The sequence below is a fragment of the Pseudomonas sp. P2S-1 genome (genome assembly GCF_057197725.1).
In genome coordinates this window covers 2244660-2259211 of record NZ_CM170068.1, presented here as the reverse complement: position 1 = coordinate 2259211, position 14552 = coordinate 2244660, and the positions used below count along the sequence as shown (strand labels likewise).

Below are 14552 nucleotides of genomic sequence, written 5' to 3'. Positions count from 1 at the left end.
CTGGCTTGCCAGCGATTTGGCCGGCACTGACAACAAGGGTGTCAGGTCGGGCCTCATCGCTGGCAAGCCAGCTCCCACAGGGTTTGTGTTATCAGCTCAATTCAAGCCAGATCGGCGCATGGTCGGACGGCTTCTCCATCCCGCGCAGTTCATAGTCCACCCCGGCAGCCTTGACCCGCGGCAGCAGCGCATTGGACGCCATGATCAGATCGATCCGCAGCCCACGCTTCGGCTCATCCTCGAAGCCCCGGCTGCGATAGTCGAACCAGCTGAACTGATCGACCACTTCCGGGTGCAGGTGGCGGAAGCTGTCGGTCAGGCCCCAGCCTTTCAGCTTCGCCATCCACTCGCGCTCTTCCGGCAGGAAGCTGCACTTGCCGGTTTTCAGCCAGCGCTTGGCGTTGTCCGGGCCGATGCCGATATCGCTGTCCTCCGGGGAGATGTTCACATCGCCCATCACGATCAGCGGCTGGTCGTTCTTGAACTCGTTTTCCAGCAGATTCTGCAGGTCAGCGTAGAAGCGCTGCTTGGCCGGGAACTTGGTGGGGTGGTCGCGGCTTTCGCCTTGGGGGAAGTAGCCGTTCATGATGGTCACCGGGTTGCCCTGGTCATCGGCGAAAGTGCCCCAGATAAAGCGGCGCTGGGCGTCCTCTTCATCGGTGGAGAACCCTTTGACCAGGCTCAGCGGCGCCTGGCGCGACAGCAGGGCGACGCCGTAATGGCCTTTCTGGCCGTGGTAATGCACGTGGTAACCGAGGGCCTGGACGTCAGCGAGCGGGAACTGATCGTCGGAGACCTTGGTTTCCTGCAGGCCGATCACATCCGGCTGGTGCTTGTCGATCAACGCCGCCAACTGATGGGGCCGGGCGCGCAGGCCGTTGATGTTGAACGAGACGATCTTCATGGAAGGGCGATCCTGGGGAAAAGGCTGGATGCTAGCCGAGTCGGGCGGCAGGGGCCAGTCGGTTGGGTGCTTGCCGTGAAGTCCGGGTCTGCTGTGATGTCGTATATAGCGACGAAATTCCCCGGATATCCGCCTTTTCTGTAGGCAATTTCCCAATCATGCTTCCGCGCTTCGTTTGGCATTGCACTCCTGAAAATGGCTGCCTAGTCTTCGCCGGTCGCGGCTACTTGGCGATCAGGTTTGGTCACCTGCTTGGTAACTTATGAAGCGCGGCTGCCGTTCCGTTCGTTATGGCGGCTGTGTGCGGGGCGCCCTCGTGCGCGCCGGGTTTTCCTAAGTTCCCCGGTTGACCAACCTGCACACAGTCGCCACCCAGCATTCGCTGGAGATCTGCCAGGCGTTGGTGGAGTCGTTGATGAAAGCGGGTCGGAAGTCCACCTCCTGAGTTGAGCGCTGAACGAGAGGCTGCCGGGTCTGCATGGCAGCCTTTCCAAGTAACTTCAAAAAAGTCCTACAAATCCGTCAGAAACGTCTGATTTATCCAGTCTCTCCGAACCTTCACGGTTGCAGCCTCCCAACCGACACGCACCGCTGTTCTTTCATCTCGAAGACAAGGCCGGTGCTCACAAGCAAGGAGCAATGCCATGGATATCAGCACCTCACGTTTTACCAATGAAGTTTCGCCTGTGTTGTCCGTCACCCAGGAGCTGTCCTGCTTCGAGAAGGACGTTTGAATCATGGCCCGCTCAATACTCTTCGGCCTGGGTCAAGGTCTCCATGGTGACCAGACTACTACGGGCGCGGTCTGCTTCAGCAGCTTGCCCAACATGGCGCAGGATGGACGCGGTGTCCTGCGGCTGGGCGACAAGACCACGCGATGTCCTCGATGTGGTGAAGTCGGCACCATCGCTGAAGGCCTGGATGCCTTCAAATGGATGGGGCAGCCTACAGCAGTAGACGGGGCGCGTATTCAGTGTGGTTGCCCAGCAGGCAGCAATCGACTCATAGCGAAGGATGGAATGCCTACGCGGGTAGCAGAGCCGGCTGCTGGGGTGGCAGCGAGCGCAAGCCCGGCTCAGCCACAACCCTATTCTCAACCTGCTGCTGCCACGCGGGCTGCTCCGCCAGTGGCTGCCGCTCGTCCTTCGACACCAACTGAAGACAACGAACTGGCCGAGCCCGGCTTCTACATCGTTCCGAAATCCATTGGTCGCCGCTCACTGGAAGCCGAATTGTTCGGGGGCTTCCCTTCTCACGAGGTGATGCGCAAGTTCAACGCGCTGAACGGCAGTCTTGGTCAGGACATCGTCAAGGCCGGGCAGTTGGTAGTGCTCAGCGATCCCCGCAACTCCATGTGCATGCAGCAAGAGGCGCATTTGATGGAGGCGGCGGAGGAGGTGGCTGAGGCGCTGAAGGACCTGTCGCCGGAAGATGCTGATTTCATGGTCAAGCATCAGGGTGCGGTTGCCTCGGTGCTGGGAGAGGTGTCCACTTGGGCTGGTGTTACGACAGCCGTACTTGAAAAACACATGAAAGATTTGACCCGGATCCTGGTGGACTTCGAGAAACTCCACCAAGAGACCTACCGCACCTATGGCCATTTGCGAGTGCCTGAGTTTTTCGAAAAGCGGCAAAAATTACTGGATGAACTGGATGCCAGTTTTTTCAAGTCAAATCGGTTACGCAACTTTTCCTCACTCGGTGGCCATCCCAAATTGAAAAAGGCCTTGGGGATCTCGACAAAAAGTCTTGTGCATCATTGGAACAAGGCTGGGGGACCAGGACCTATCCCCGGATATTCCAACTATGTAACACCCATCGCCAAAGCGGAAAAATACATGAAGGCTGGTGGCGCTATTGCCATTGGAATTGGAGGTGTGTCTTCGGCGCTGGCCATTAAGGACGTCTGTATGACCGGCACTGAGGAAGCCTGCAAAAAAATGATGGTGACTGAGGGCGGTAAGTTCACCGGTGCGACTGTAGGAGGCATTGGTGGGGCAGGGTTGGGGGTCAAGGCCAGCCCCGCAATTTGTATCAGCCGAAGTGCTAGCCCAAGCGCGAGGGGGATTCTCATCTGTTCGCTGGTTGTCGTGGGCGGCGCGTCTTGGCTTGGAACCTTCTTTGGTGGTAAGGGCGGTGAAAGAGCAGGAGAGGTCATCCATGACTTTTATCTATATGACTGATCTGAATAATTGGCCAAAAGAGATGGTTCTTTTTCTCATTGTTGGCCTGTTGGCGTTTTTCTTTTGCTTGCTCGGTTTCAGGTTGTATATCGCCAAAAAGTATTGGGTGGATATATCGTCGACCTTTCCGAATAGTCCGCTTATAAAGTCTGCGATTATGTTACTTCAGCCTCAGGGGCTTTTTGCTCGTAGCTTTGTCATTGACTTCATCGGTGGGACGCTTTCTTGTTCGAGGATGCTGATTCGTAAGAAAAGATTATCTCCGGATGATATTGATAATTTCCCTTCGCATCTGCGACGGTTGATTTTTAGAGAAGGTTTGGCTTTTAGAGTGCTCCTTCTCTGGTTCATTATCCTTTACTTGCTCTTGGAGTTCAGGGGGCATAGCACCTGAGGTTGGCTTTTTAGCTTTTATGACTGATATCGACACCTGGCCGATCACGGTGGCAGCTACGGTTCTAGGGGGCGATTTTTTGACAGCCTCGCCTTGCCTTTTGGGAAAGATATAAATTAGTAGGAAATACCTCGGGCGAGTGTTGGAGGTGTTTTCGAGAAGTCCAGAGGTCAGGGTGTGGGGGATTCTATATGACAGATATCTCTATGATTGATATGGATACGTGGCCACTAGGGGTTAAGGCGAATGTTCTTGGTGGAGGTATGTTAGTCATTTGGCTCTGCCTTTTAGGACGATTCTATATCAGTAGAAAGTACCTTGATCGGGTTCTAAACGCCTTCGGAAGAAGTCCAGATGTCAGGTTTTGGGAGAGGCGATTCAATCAAGGCTTATTCTATAGATCGTTATTGTTCGGTATCTTGGCGCAGTTCGTGTTTTTCTCGGGGTTTCATATTAAAAGAGGCGAGGTCTCTGCTGAGGATATCCGGGATTTTCCCCGTGATTTAAAACGCGTCCTACTGATCGATAGTGTTTTGATGTGGGCGTCCGCAGCTCTCTTCGCGGTTTTGTGCGTGTTGATGGAGATCAGGAGTAGCGCCTAGTCAATGTAAGGTGCGCTGACCCATGACAGCGATCGGCGGATTTGTGTCGCGCGATAAAGCTTGGCCATCAGGCATAAATCGGTAGAGCTTCAGCACCCTTGAGATCGAGCCCCGACCGCCCCGCCGCTAGCCTTTCGTTGATGGAAATCATGAATAACGAACTGCTCAGATACTCTCTATGTAGTTCGTTATTCAGTCGCGGATAGGAACCCTATTCAATAAAGCGCCCGGGACATGTAGACGCCCATGCGGCGATGAGCCCTGCAGGGGAAGTGACGTTATCAGGCCTGGCCCTATCGCTGGCAAGCCAGCTCCCACAGGGTTCTGGGTCGGGCACGAAATCCATGGCCGACGCGCACATTGTGGGGCTTGCCAGCGATAGGGCCATCAGTGACAACAACGCTCCTGCTATCAACCGCCCGAATCCGGCTCCAGCAACGCCCCACATAACTCCCCAGCCTGACGACTGAGCGTGCGGACCGCCTGATGAATACCGGCATAGCAACGCATATTGAGCAGCGGTTGCCCGCCATTCTCCAGGTGCTCGTCAAAGACGACCAAGGCCTCGGCGAGCAATTCGAGTGTCCAGACATATTCCTGGATCGAAGCCAGGCGTTCGTTGTGGGTCATGGGTGCACCTGCCTTTTCTCCGTTTGGGAGAAGCAGGTCGAAGGGAGGTTCGGCGAAAAGCGCCGGCGGAGAACGGATACGAGGATCCTGAACAGACTTGCGGTGGTCATGCATGAGTTCCTTTCGTTTTGAAACCACCACCGTTCGCGGCCAAGCGAGTTGAGGTGGCAGCGGTACGCAGGTTGGCCGACCGGGACGAAAGGGGCCCGGCACACCCGAAGGTGTCCTGCGTACCACCGCCATGAGATGCGGAACCTATCCCCCCACGCAGCACAACGCAAGCACCCCGTCCACGCTGTCTATACTCCCTCCCATCAGGAAGGAACGTTGGCGCAGCCCACCCCTCAAAGAGCCATGCCCAACTGCCATAAGGAGATCCGCGACCATGCCCCAATCGACCCCCGCGCCGGCCGAAGTGCGTTTGCTCGACGGCGGCTACAGCCGAGAGGCGCGTTCTCTGCTCTACCATGCCTACCGCCACGAACACACCTACGGCTACCTGTTCGAAGCCGAACGCCCCGGCTTCGACCAACGCGTGCGCGCCCTGGTCCGCGAGCGGGTGCGCCAGCATTTCCTTCAGGACCTGCCTGCCATCGGCCTGCTGGTGGACGACCGCCTGATCGGCGTGGCCCTGATCTCCCCGCCGGTGCGCCGCCTCGGCGTAACCGAAAGCTGGGCCTGGCGCCTGCGCATGATGCTGTCCGCCGGCGTCCGCTGCACCCGCCGCTACCTCGAATACCGCGCCGCTTTCCTCGCCTGCCTGCCCGGTGACGCCGTGCATATCCTGCCGCTGCTGGGCATCCATCCGCAGTTCCAGGGCCAGCACTACGGCGAGCAATTGCTCGCAGCCGTGCAGGATTGGTGCGCCGAAGACGAGGCATCCCGCGGCGTGGTCCTGGACACCGGCAACGAGCATTACCTGGAGTTCTATCGGCGCCAGGGCTATCTGGAAATCGGCGAAGTGGCGGTGGGGCCGATCCGCGAACATGTGTTCTTCCACCCCGCACCCCATGCGATCGAACGGGCACAGGCTTGATCCAGACGGCTTTCGACATGCAAGTCGCCATCCTGCTCTGGTAGCATCCCTGCCCATGACGTATTCAGGACGCTTTTCCCTGGGTTTGATCCTGTGCCTGGCCAGCAGTGTTGCCATGGCCGTACAGAGCGAACTGGTCGTTCGCGTCAAACCCGCCAATAACGATCTCAAGGCCAATGTCGAGGGCTATATCGGTAGCCTCGGCGAGCGCGACGAAGAGGCGCTGCTGCGCTTCAGCCGTGGCGCGGAGGAGCAGGCGCGCAAAGCCGCCCAGGCCTTGGGTTACTACCAGGCCCAGATCGGCAGCGAAGTGCTGCCGCCCCGCGACGAGGACAAGGGCCCGCGCCTGCGCCTGACCATCGAGCCCGGCGAGCCCATTCACCTGCGCAACGTCAAGGTGCGCATCGACGGACCGGCCAGCCAGCTCAAGGCCTTCCGCATTCCCGACAGCAAGGCGCTGCGCAGCGGCGCGGTGCTTAACCACGGCAGCTATGAGGACGCCAAGCGCCTGATCCAGAACCAGGCCTCGCGCTACGGTTTCTTCAAGGGCCACTTCACTCAAAATCGCCTGTCGGTGGACCCGGCCGCCGGAGTCGCCGATATCGACCTGGTCTACGACAGCGGTCCGCGCTACACCCTGGGCAAGGTGCAATTCGACGGTGACTCACCCTTCGACGAAGACCTGCTGCAACGCATGGTGCCGTTCAAGGAAGGCACGCCCTACGACTCCGAGCTGATCGCCGAACTGAACAACGCCCTGCAATCCAGCGGCTACTTCGAGGGCGTGCGGGTCGATGCCGCGCCCACGGCGGCGCAAGGCCAGAGCATCCCGGTGGACGTCAACGTGCAGGCGCGCAAGCCGCGGACCATGGGCCTGGGCCTGGGGTATTCGACCGACGTCGGGCCGCGGATCAAGGCCAACTGGACCCGCCATTGGGTCAACCCGCAGGGCCACAGCTACGGGATCGAAAGCGAAATCTCCGCACCCCGGCAGAACATCGGCCTGTGGTACGACGTGCCCCTCGATCCGCCACTGACCGACAAGCTGCGCTACGCCGGCGGCTATCAATATGAAGAGATCGCCGGCACCGACACCCTGAGTAAATTGCTCACCGTCGGCCCCGAGTGGCATAGCAAGCTGCCCAGTGGCTGGCAGCGGGTGCTGTCGCTGAAATGGCAGCGTGAGGAGTATCGCCTCGGTGACGATTCCGGCCTCAGCACCCTGCTGATGCCGGGCGTGAGCTACAGCTACCTGCGCAGCGACAACCGGATCGACCCGCACAACGGCTACCGCCTGCAGTTCGATGCGCGGGTGGCCAAGGAAGGGCTGATGTCCGACACCAACCTGTTCAACGGCACGGTGCTGGTCAAGGGCCTGACGACGATTGCCGACAAGCACCGCTTCCTCGGTCGCGCCCAGTTCGGCGGCAGTGCCACCAACGGCTACAAGTCGATTCCGCCGTCGCTGCGCTTCTTCGCCGGTGGTGACCAGAGCGTACGCGGCTACGACTACCAGACCCTGTCGCCGACCAACAGCGATGGCGACCGCATCGGCGGGCGCTACATGGTCGCGGCCAGTGCCGAATACCAGTACCAGATCGCCGATAAATGGCGGGTGGCGACCTTCGTCGACCAGGGCAACTCCTTCAACAATCTCGAACTTCCCAGCCTCAAGACCGGCGTCGGCTTCGGCGTGCGCTGGATCTCCCCGGTGGGGCCGCTGCGTCTGGACCTGGCCAAGGCGCTGGATGACGACGGCGGGATTCGACTGCACTTTTCGATGGGACCAGAGCTGTGAAACGGGTAGCGAAATGGAGTGCGATCAGCCTGTTCGCAGTGTTGGTTCTAGTGGCGCTGGCCTTGGGCCTGGTGCTGGGTACGCAAGCGGGCAGCCGCTGGGCCCTGGGCCTGGTGCCCGGCTTGCAGGTGGACGGTTTCCAGGGGCGTCTGGCTGGTTTGTGGCAGGCGGAAAAGCTGGTCTGGCAGTCCGGCGAGGACCGCGTCGAACTGACCGCGCCGCTGTTTGAATGGACTCCGGGCTGCCTGCTGCGCCGCACGCTGTGTATCGACAAGCTGCACGCCGCGCAGATCGAACTGGCCTTCGCACCCACCGAAACCGATCCGGACAGCGGCCCGCTGAAACTCCCCGACCTCGATCTGCCCCTGGCCATCGAGCTGGGCGAGGTCCAGGTCGGCGTATTGCGCCTGGACGGCGCCGAGCAGTTGAGCGGCCTGACCCTCGCCGCCCACTGGACCCGCGCAGGCCTGAAGATCGACAGCCTGGACCTCAAGCGCGAAGACCTGCACCTGACCCTGCAAGGCCTGCTGCAACCCAGCGGCGACTGGCCGTTGCAGGCCGAAGGCCAGTTGCAGTTGCCGCCGGTGGATGGCCAGCCCTGGCAACTGGCGCTGCAGGTCAAGGGCGACCTGCAGAAGAGCCTCGACCTGCAGGCCGACAGCAGCGGCTACCTGCAAGGGCGCCTGGATGGCCAGCTCCAGCCGCTGGTGGAAAACCTGCCGGCGCAGGTTCATCTCAGCGCCAAGGACTTCAAGCCTGCCGCCAGCCTGCCGGACACCTTGCTGTTCCAGCAGCTCGAACTGACTGCCCATGGTGACCTCAAGGCGGGCTATCAGTTGGTCGGCGCCGGCAATCTTGCCGCGCAAGACGGCCCGATCAACCTGGCCCTGCGTGGCCGGGTCGATGCCAAGGGCGCCGAAGTGGCGGGGCTGGACCTCACCGCCACCCCCGAGCAGCGCCTGGCCCTGACCGCCACCGCCAACTGGGAAAATGCCCTGACCGCAACCGCAACCCTCGACTGGCAGGATTTCCCGTGGCTGCGCCTTTATCCACTGGACGAGGCGCCGCAGGTGGTGCTGCACCGGCTCAAGGCCCAGGTGCAATACCGCGATGGCAACTATGAAGGGGATTTCAGCGGCGACCTCGACGGCCCCGCTGGCGCCTTCAAGCTCAGCAGCCCGTTCAAGGGCGACCTGGGCCGCATCAGCCTGCCGCAACTGGCGCTGGAAGCCGGGCAGGGCAAGGCGGCCGGCAGTGTCAGCGTGGCCTTCGCCGATGGTGTGGCCTGGGACGCGGCGCTGGACCTGTCCAACCTCGACCCGGCGTACTGGCTCAAGGAGATGCCCGGCACCCTCGCCGGTCCATTGCGCAGCAAGGGCGAACTGAAGAACGAAAAGCTCTCGCTGAACGCCGACCTCGATCTCAAGGGCCGTCTGCGCGGCCAGCCCGCCGTCTTGCAACTGAAGGCCGAAGGCGCGGGCGAGCAATGGACCCTCGGCGCCTTGCAGGTGCGCCTGGGCGATAACCAGATCAATGGCAGCGGCAGCCTGCAACAGCGCCTCGCCGGTCAGATCGACCTGAACCTGCCGCGCCTCGGCCAGCTCTGGCCGCAACTGCAAGGGCAGGTCAAGGGGCGGCTGGATGTCTCCGGCACCCTCAAGGCGCCGCAAGGTCAGTTGAAACTGCAAGGCAGCCAATTGGCCCAGGCAGAAAACCGTCTGCAATCCCTCGATCTCGATGCCCGCCTCGATGGCGCCCAGAAAGCCCTGATCAACCTCAATGCCAGCGGCATCCGCGCCGGCGAAACCGCGTTGGGCACCCTGACCGCCAAGGGCCAGGGCGATATCCGCCAGCAACAGTTGCAACTGGCCCTCGACGGCCCGCAGCTCAAGCTCGACCTCGGCCTGGACGGGCAACTCGACCAGAAGAAAGGCGACTGGCGCGGACGCCTGGCCAGCGGCGAGATCAAGGCCGGCGGCCAGGACTGGCGCTTGCAGGCGCCGGCCACCTTGCAGCGTCTGGCCAACGGGCAGATCGATTTCGGCGCTCATTGCTGGCGTTCCGGGCCGGCCAGCCTGTGCGGTGATCCGCAGCGCCTGGCGCCGGAGCCGCGGATTCGCTATCACCTCAAGCAGTTCCCGCTGGAAAGCCTGGCGCAATGGCTGCCGAAGGACTTCGCCTGGCAAGGGCAACTGAATGCCGATATCAATCTCGACCTGCCGGCCAGCGGCCCGAAAGGCACGGTGCAGGTGGATGCCAGCGGCGGCACCCTGCGCATTCGCGAGAAGGGGCAGTGGGTCGACTTCCCTTACCAGGCCCTGCGCCTGGACAGCACCCTCGGCCCGCGCCGGGTCGATACCCAGGTGAACTTCCGTGGTGGTCGCCTCGGCGAGCTGAGCCTGAATGCGCGCATCGATCCGCTGGCGCGCAACAAGCCGCTCAGCGGCGACTTCAACCTGAGCGGCCTGGACCTCGCGGTGGCGCGGCCCTTCGTGCCCATGGTCGAGCGCCTGGCCGGCCAGTTGAATGGCAGCGGACGGATTTCCGGCACGCTGCTGGCGCCGCTGGTCAATGGCAACCTGGTGTTGTCGGGTGGCGAAGTGGCGGGGGCCGAGCTGCCGATCAGCCTGCGCGACCTGACTGTACGGGCGCAGATCGCCGGTGAGCAGGTGCAGCTCAATGGTGACTGGAAAAGCGGCGAGCTGGGCCAGGGTCGCCTGAGTGGCGAGATTGGCTGGGGCCAGGCCTTGATGGTCAACCTGGCCCTGCAAGGCCAGCGCCTGCCGGTCAGCGTCGAACCCTATGCGGCCCTGGAAGTGGCGCCGGACCTGAAGATCAGCCTGCAAGGCGAGCGCCTGGCGGTCAGCGGCAAGGTGCTGGTACCCAAGGGCACGATCACCGTGCGCGAGCTGCCGCCGTCGACGGTCAAGGTCTCCGAGGACACGGTGATCGTCGGCCAGCAGACCGAGGAGGGCAAGGCGCCGATGCAGGTGGCGATGGACATCGACGTGCAGGTCGGCCAGGACAAGCTGGCCTTCAGCGGCTTCGGCCTGACTGCCAACCTGTTGGGGCATGTACATATCGGCGACAACCTCGATACCCGCGGCGAACTGAGCCTGGCCGACGGCCGCTACCGCGCCTACGGCCAGCGCCTGACCATCCGCCGCGCCCGCCTGCTGTTCGCCGGGCCCATCGACCAGCCGTACCTGGATATCGAAGCGATCCGCAAGACCGACGATATCATCGCCGGCATCCGCCTTACCGGCAGCGCCGAGCAGCCCACCACCACGGTGTTCTCGGAGCCGGCGATGAGTCAGGAGCAGGCGCTGTCGTACCTGGTGCTGGGGCGTCCGCTGAGCACGACCGGGGAAGACAACAACATGCTGGCGCAGGCGGCGCTGGGCCTGGGGCTGGCGGGGAGTGCGGGGATCACCGGGAGCCTGGCGTCGAGCCTGGGCATCGAGGACTTCCAGCTGGATACCGAAGGCAGCGGGCAGAGTACCGCCGTGGTCGCCAGCGGCAACCTCACTGAAAAACTCAGCCTGCGCTATGGCGTGGGCGTGTTCGAGCCGGCCAACACCATTGCCCTGCGTTATCTGCTGAGCAAACGCTTGTACCTGGAAGCGGCCAGCGGCGTGGCCAGCTCCCTGGATCTGTTCTACAAGCGGGATTTCTGAATCAGCGCACGGTGGCGGCGTCGATGAATTCGTTGCCGGAAGGCGGGGTATCGTCAGGCGGGGCGGGGTGACGGGCAGGCGAGATCAGGTTGGTGTATTCCTCGATCAGCCGGTTCAGCGCCTCGGGTGGCTCGCAGGCCTGGAACTGCATGCGGATCTGCACCTCGTCCGGGTCGCGGTTCTCACCCTGGCGGCGGTTCTGCTGGCCGACCTTGACGAAAAAGCGCTGGTGCGCCGAGTCGCTGCACTGGCCGGGGGCCGGGCGGGTGTTCTGGATCTTCACCGACAGGTCCACCTGCATCCGCTCCAGCGCCAGGCCCCGCGGCGCGACCAGGGCGATCAGCGGGATCTTCAGGGTATGCCGGTCATCCATCGCCACCTCGACCATCTTCGCCTTCATCGGCGCACCGAGCTGCTGGCTGTCGTAATCGAAGAACTGGTCGAACAGCTTGATGTACTGCTGGGCGATCAGCCCGGTGGTGGCGGAAGCGGCTTCCTGCAGGCCGCGGGTGATGTCGCAGAGGTCGCTGGTGGCGATGGGTTCCTTGGGCGGCGTGTGGTCCACGGGCGGCATTCCTTATGCGGATCAAAGGTTGCCCCGCGCGAGGCGGGGCGGTGTTTGTGTTGCGCGATGGCTCAGTTGGCGCTGGGTGGCATCAACTGGGTCTTTGGATCGGGGACGGCATTATCGGTTGGCGGGGCGTCCGGGTTGGTCGTTTCACTATTGGGCAAGGTGATCGGCTTGGTCGCCGCCTCGGTGAGGAAATCGATCACCCGCATCAGTGCCTCCGGTGGATCCTGGCGGCGAATGCGGGTGCTGATGGCATAGCGGGCGCGGGTGTCGGTCTTGCGGGTTTGCGCCGACTTGTGGCTGGCCTGGCCGCGGATGTCGACCTTGAACGGCCCCCAGCCCAGGGATGCACCGAACTCGACGGAGCCGCTGGTTTCCTTGGTGTCTTCGGCGCTCTGGCTGATGGTCAGCTCGAAGTCGATGGTGCCCTCCTCGATGACGATATTCGGGTGAGCGACCGCCGCCAGCAGCGGGATCTGCATCTTGCGCGACATGGTGCCCTTGTAGACACCCTGTTCGTCGGTGATGGCCTCGTCATAGTCGAACTGGATGGAGACCGCCTTGCCGTCCTTGATACAGACGCCCAGGAGGAAGTCCGCATAGCTTTTGCTGGCGGTGACCTGGGCCTGGATCATGGCCTGCAGGGGGCCGGAGATCATCCGGTCCAGGGGTAGTGCGTTGATTACCGAGCCAATGAGGCTGCTGTCGATGGACATTCAAGAATTCCTTCTCTTGATTGCGCGAAAGTGCGCGGGGGTTGCCGGACGCTGGAGGGCGCCCGGCAGTCGGGGTTCAGCGTGAGTGCGCTTCCTGGCGACGGATGTTGCCGATCTGCCGCAGGCTCAGGCCGTACTTGTTGGCCAGCACGCTGCGCGACAGGCCGTTGGAGCTTTCCTCCTGGATCTGCTGGTTGCGCAACTGGCGGTTGAAGTGGTCGCACTTGGGGATTTCCAGGGCCATGCCGGCATAGCGCTTGATCAGGGCTTCCAGGGCCTCGGCCGGGAGGATCTCGGCCAGTGAAGTGCGTTCGCGATGCTTGGGGATGTACTTGGGGCGCCCGCCGTAGATATGGGTCAGGCGGTACGCGTGTTCGATGCCGATGCACTCGATGAGCATCTGCAGGGATTGGGGGAGTTGCTCGATGTCGATTCGCTTCAGGTCACATGATTGCATGATGACGTCCTTGTATTTCCGGCGTGAGCAAAAGGGTCTCTGTCTGGGCCAGGCGAGGCTTGAGCGTTGTGCAGGATGGGTAGCGGGCACTGGGCTGGCCAGGTGGCGTGGGATCGATTCTCGACCAGCCGTACAAGTGGTCGCTAGGTAGCAAGCAGGTCAGGAGCGGTAGCCAGGAAGTCAAAGCGCTGTAAGTATTGTGGTCGCCGAAAGTAGGCAGAAACGCTCTGATGCGCGCGGGGGCCTTGTTTTTCCGCACGCCCCCCCAGGTGAGGAGCGTGTGGTTGCTCAAGGTTGACTCAAGGGCAAGGCTGGCTGAGCAGCAGGCTCACCTGGCCCATCCACGGCCCCGCGTCGCCGCCGGTGCGCTCGGGCAGGGTGCGCCAGTCGACCGTCAGGCACAGGGCGCTGAGCGGGCTGCCGTCAAGGTTGCCCAGTACCAGCGGCTGGAAATCGCGGCGGTATTGCACGCGGGTACGTTTTTCCGCCGTGGCCGAGTGCGGGCTGGCCAGGGTGGCGCGGGTCAGTTCGTCGATGCGTTGCGCCGGGAGGGTGAAGTGGGCCGCCTTGCCCGGCGTCAGGTGCCCGGCTTCGCGGCTGCGTTGCCAGAGCAACTGCCACTGGCTGCTGCCGGCGTGTTGCGCCAGGGTCGTGGCCAGGGCGATCAACTCGGCTTGCGGACGGTTTTCGGTTTCCAGCGCCTGGGCGCCGAGGCTGGTGGACAGCACGAGGCTGCCGAGGAGGATGCGCGGGGACATGGCATTGAGGCTCGCTGGACAAGGGCGTGGGCCCGGAGCCGTGTATGGTTTCAGCTGCCGCCGGACGAAAAAACCGGGAAAAGATCCTCTGGCGCAATGCTGCGATGTATCATGGCGCCCGGCCAGTTACCGGCCTTTACCATCGCTGTGCAAGGATTTTCCAATGACTCAAGGGCAACGCCTGAAATACTCGATCCTGATGACCCTGGTCTTGCTGGCCGCCATGTTCGGCCTGTCGTGGCTGCAGAAGGAGGGCGTGATCACCGAGCAGATGTTCCAGTACATCGCCATGGGCCTGGCGGTGATCTTCGTGGTCATCAACGGCATCATGCGCCGCAAGGTCAAGCCCTGACCTGAGGGAACAGGGCGGCCGGCGGATCGCCGGCCGGTCGCTCAACGTGACGGGGCCTGTTCCAGAACGGCGCGGGCCTGCGGGTTGAGGCTGTAGCATTTGTCGCTGCCCATGCTGATCACGCCTTCCACGCACAGGCGCTTGAGCACTTCGCGTACGCTGAGGAACGACAGCGGGATATCGAGCTTTTCCAGCTGGCCGTGGATGCCGCGCACGCCGATCGCGCGCCCCTCGCGATCGGCCATGTGCAAGGCGTCGATCACCTTGAGGCGGATCAGGCTGGTGCGCAGGCCAAAGACCCGCAGCAGTTCGCGGATCTGTTCGTTGCCGGCGCGCTCCTCGGTTTCCGGAGCCTCGTTCTTGACCTGCAGTGTGGTATTCATCTTGCGTCTGTAGCGAAGCGGCTGGGCCGGTTGCGGTTGCTGGTTGTACATACAAAAAACTCCCTTTTCAGAGCCTGTCTGTCCTGCGTTC

The 14552-nt window shown here is 62.2% G+C and carries 13 protein-coding genes; 6 read left to right on the top strand and 7 right to left on the bottom strand.

The window, feature by feature from the left end; all coding sequences use genetic code 11:
- Positions 1-91: 91 nt before the first annotated feature.
- Positions 92-904 (bottom strand): exodeoxyribonuclease III, encoded by an 813-nt coding sequence (xthA, locus tag AC2CQI_RS09950; protein ID WP_484580039.1) that lies wholly within the window; start codon positions 902-904, stop codon positions 92-94.
- Between the two features lie 737 nt (positions 905-1641).
- Between xthA and AC2CQI_RS09945 the strand changes: the two genes are divergently transcribed.
- Both AC2CQI_RS09945 and AC2CQI_RS09940 read left to right on the top strand, forming a co-directional pair.
- Positions 1642-3087: a PAAR domain-containing protein gene (locus AC2CQI_RS09945; protein WP_484580038.1), complete on the top strand. Its 1446-nt coding sequence runs from the start codon at positions 1642-1644 to the stop codon at positions 3085-3087.
- A complete protein-coding gene (locus AC2CQI_RS09940; protein WP_484580037.1) occupies positions 3065-3481 on the top strand; it encodes a hypothetical protein in 417 nt (138 codons plus the stop codon). Before AC2CQI_RS09945 ends, AC2CQI_RS09940 begins: the two co-directional genes overlap by 23 nt.
- A 1013-nt stretch (positions 3482-4494) precedes the next feature.
- On the opposite strand, the gene AC2CQI_RS09935 is transcribed toward AC2CQI_RS09940, so the two are convergent.
- The gene (locus AC2CQI_RS09935) at positions 4495-4713 is read right to left on the bottom strand and encodes a hypothetical protein (protein ID WP_484580036.1); all 219 of its coding nucleotides are present in this window, start codon (positions 4711-4713) and stop codon (positions 4495-4497) included.
- A gap of 385 nt (positions 4714-5098) precedes the next feature.
- Here AC2CQI_RS09935 and AC2CQI_RS09930 point away from each other — a divergent pair, with 385 nt between their 5' ends.
- From AC2CQI_RS09930 to AC2CQI_RS09920, 3 genes are read left to right on the top strand one after another with little or no spacing between them, the layout of a single operon-like run.
- Positions 5099-5749 carry a GNAT family N-acetyltransferase gene (locus AC2CQI_RS09930; RefSeq protein WP_484580035.1) on the top strand — a complete coding sequence of 217 codons (651 nt, stop codon included), beginning with the start codon at positions 5099-5101 and terminating at the stop codon, positions 5747-5749.
- 55 nt (positions 5750-5804) lie between these two features.
- Positions 5805-7547: an autotransporter assembly complex protein TamA gene (locus tag AC2CQI_RS09925; protein ID WP_484580034.1), complete on the top strand. Its 1743-nt coding sequence runs from the start codon at positions 5805-5807 to the stop codon at positions 7545-7547.
- Positions 7544-11224, top strand: a complete 3681-nt coding sequence (locus tag AC2CQI_RS09920; RefSeq protein WP_484580033.1) for a translocation/assembly module TamB domain-containing protein — start codon at positions 7544-7546, stop codon at positions 11222-11224. Before AC2CQI_RS09925 ends, AC2CQI_RS09920 begins: the two co-directional genes overlap by 4 nt.
- Before the next feature lies 1 nt (position 11225).
- On the opposite strand, the gene AC2CQI_RS09915 is transcribed toward AC2CQI_RS09920, so the two are convergent.
- The 4 genes from AC2CQI_RS09915 to AC2CQI_RS09900 all read right to left on the bottom strand — a co-directional run bounded on the left by AC2CQI_RS09915 (position 11226) and on the right by AC2CQI_RS09900 (position 13726).
- Positions 11226-11798, bottom strand: coding sequence for a DUF2589 domain-containing protein (locus tag AC2CQI_RS09915; RefSeq protein ID WP_075803245.1), 573 nt, complete (start codon positions 11796-11798; stop codon positions 11226-11228).
- A gap of 62 nt (positions 11799-11860) precedes the next feature.
- Entirely contained in the window at positions 11861-12511 is a 651-nt protein-coding gene (locus tag AC2CQI_RS09910; protein ID WP_075803244.1) for a DUF2589 domain-containing protein, read from the bottom strand.
- Between the two features lie 76 nt (positions 12512-12587).
- Complete coding sequence (locus AC2CQI_RS09905) at positions 12588-12968, bottom strand: Mor transcription activator family protein (protein ID WP_075803243.1); 381 nt, start codon at positions 12966-12968, stop codon at positions 12588-12590.
- Between the two features lie 299 nt (positions 12969-13267).
- Positions 13268-13726 carry a hypothetical protein gene (locus tag AC2CQI_RS09900; RefSeq protein WP_075803242.1) on the bottom strand — a complete coding sequence of 153 codons (459 nt, stop codon included), beginning with the start codon at positions 13724-13726 and terminating at the stop codon, positions 13268-13270.
- A 163-nt stretch (positions 13727-13889) separates the two neighbouring features.
- Between AC2CQI_RS09900 and AC2CQI_RS09895 the strand changes: the two genes are divergently transcribed.
- Complete coding sequence (locus AC2CQI_RS09895) at positions 13890-14078, top strand: hypothetical protein (RefSeq protein WP_075803241.1); 189 nt, start codon at positions 13890-13892, stop codon at positions 14076-14078.
- A 41-nt stretch (positions 14079-14119) separates the two neighbouring features.
- Here AC2CQI_RS09895 and AC2CQI_RS09890 read toward each other — a convergent pair whose 3' ends face one another.
- Entirely contained in the window at positions 14120-14461 is a 342-nt protein-coding gene (locus AC2CQI_RS09890) for a fe2+ zn2+ uptake regulation protein (RefSeq protein WP_484580032.1), read from the bottom strand.
- Between the last annotated feature and the right edge of the window lie 91 nt (positions 14462-14552).

What these genes read in the sequence shown, in the direction of transcription:
- xthA (WP_484580039.1), bottom strand. Translation starts at nt 904, where the DNA reads ATGAAGATCGTCTCGTTCAACATCAACGGCCTGCGCGCCCGGCCCCAT.
- AC2CQI_RS09945 (WP_484580038.1), top strand. Translation starts at nt 1,642, where the DNA reads ATGGCCCGCTCAATACTCTTCGGCCTGGGTCAAGGTCTCCATGGTGAC.
- AC2CQI_RS09940 (WP_484580037.1), top strand. Translation starts at nt 3,065, where the DNA reads ATGACTTTTATCTATATGACTGATCTGAATAATTGGCCAAAAGAGATG.
- AC2CQI_RS09935 (WP_484580036.1), bottom strand. Translation starts at nt 4,713, where the DNA reads ATGACCCACAACGAACGCCTGGCTTCGATCCAGGAATATGTCTGGACA.
- AC2CQI_RS09930 (WP_484580035.1), top strand. Translation starts at nt 5,099, where the DNA reads ATGCCCCAATCGACCCCCGCGCCGGCCGAAGTGCGTTTGCTCGACGGC.
- AC2CQI_RS09925 (WP_484580034.1), top strand. Translation starts at nt 5,805, where the DNA reads ATGACGTATTCAGGACGCTTTTCCCTGGGTTTGATCCTGTGCCTGGCC.
- AC2CQI_RS09915 (WP_075803245.1), bottom strand. Translation starts at nt 11,798, where the DNA reads ATGCCGCCCGTGGACCACACGCCGCCCAAGGAACCCATCGCCACCAGC.
- AC2CQI_RS09910 (WP_075803244.1), bottom strand. Translation starts at nt 12,511, where the DNA reads ATGTCCATCGACAGCAGCCTCATTGGCTCGGTAATCAACGCACTACCC.
- AC2CQI_RS09905 (WP_075803243.1), bottom strand. Translation starts at nt 12,968, where the DNA reads ATGCAATCATGTGACCTGAAGCGAATCGACATCGAGCAACTCCCCCAA.
- AC2CQI_RS09900 (WP_075803242.1), bottom strand. Translation starts at nt 13,726, where the DNA reads ATGTCCCCGCGCATCCTCCTCGGCAGCCTCGTGCTGTCCACCAGCCTC.
- AC2CQI_RS09895 (WP_075803241.1), top strand. Translation starts at nt 13,890, where the DNA reads ATGACTCAAGGGCAACGCCTGAAATACTCGATCCTGATGACCCTGGTC.
- AC2CQI_RS09890 (WP_484580032.1), bottom strand. Translation starts at nt 14,461, where the DNA reads ATGAATACCACACTGCAGGTCAAGAACGAGGCTCCGGAAACCGAGGAG.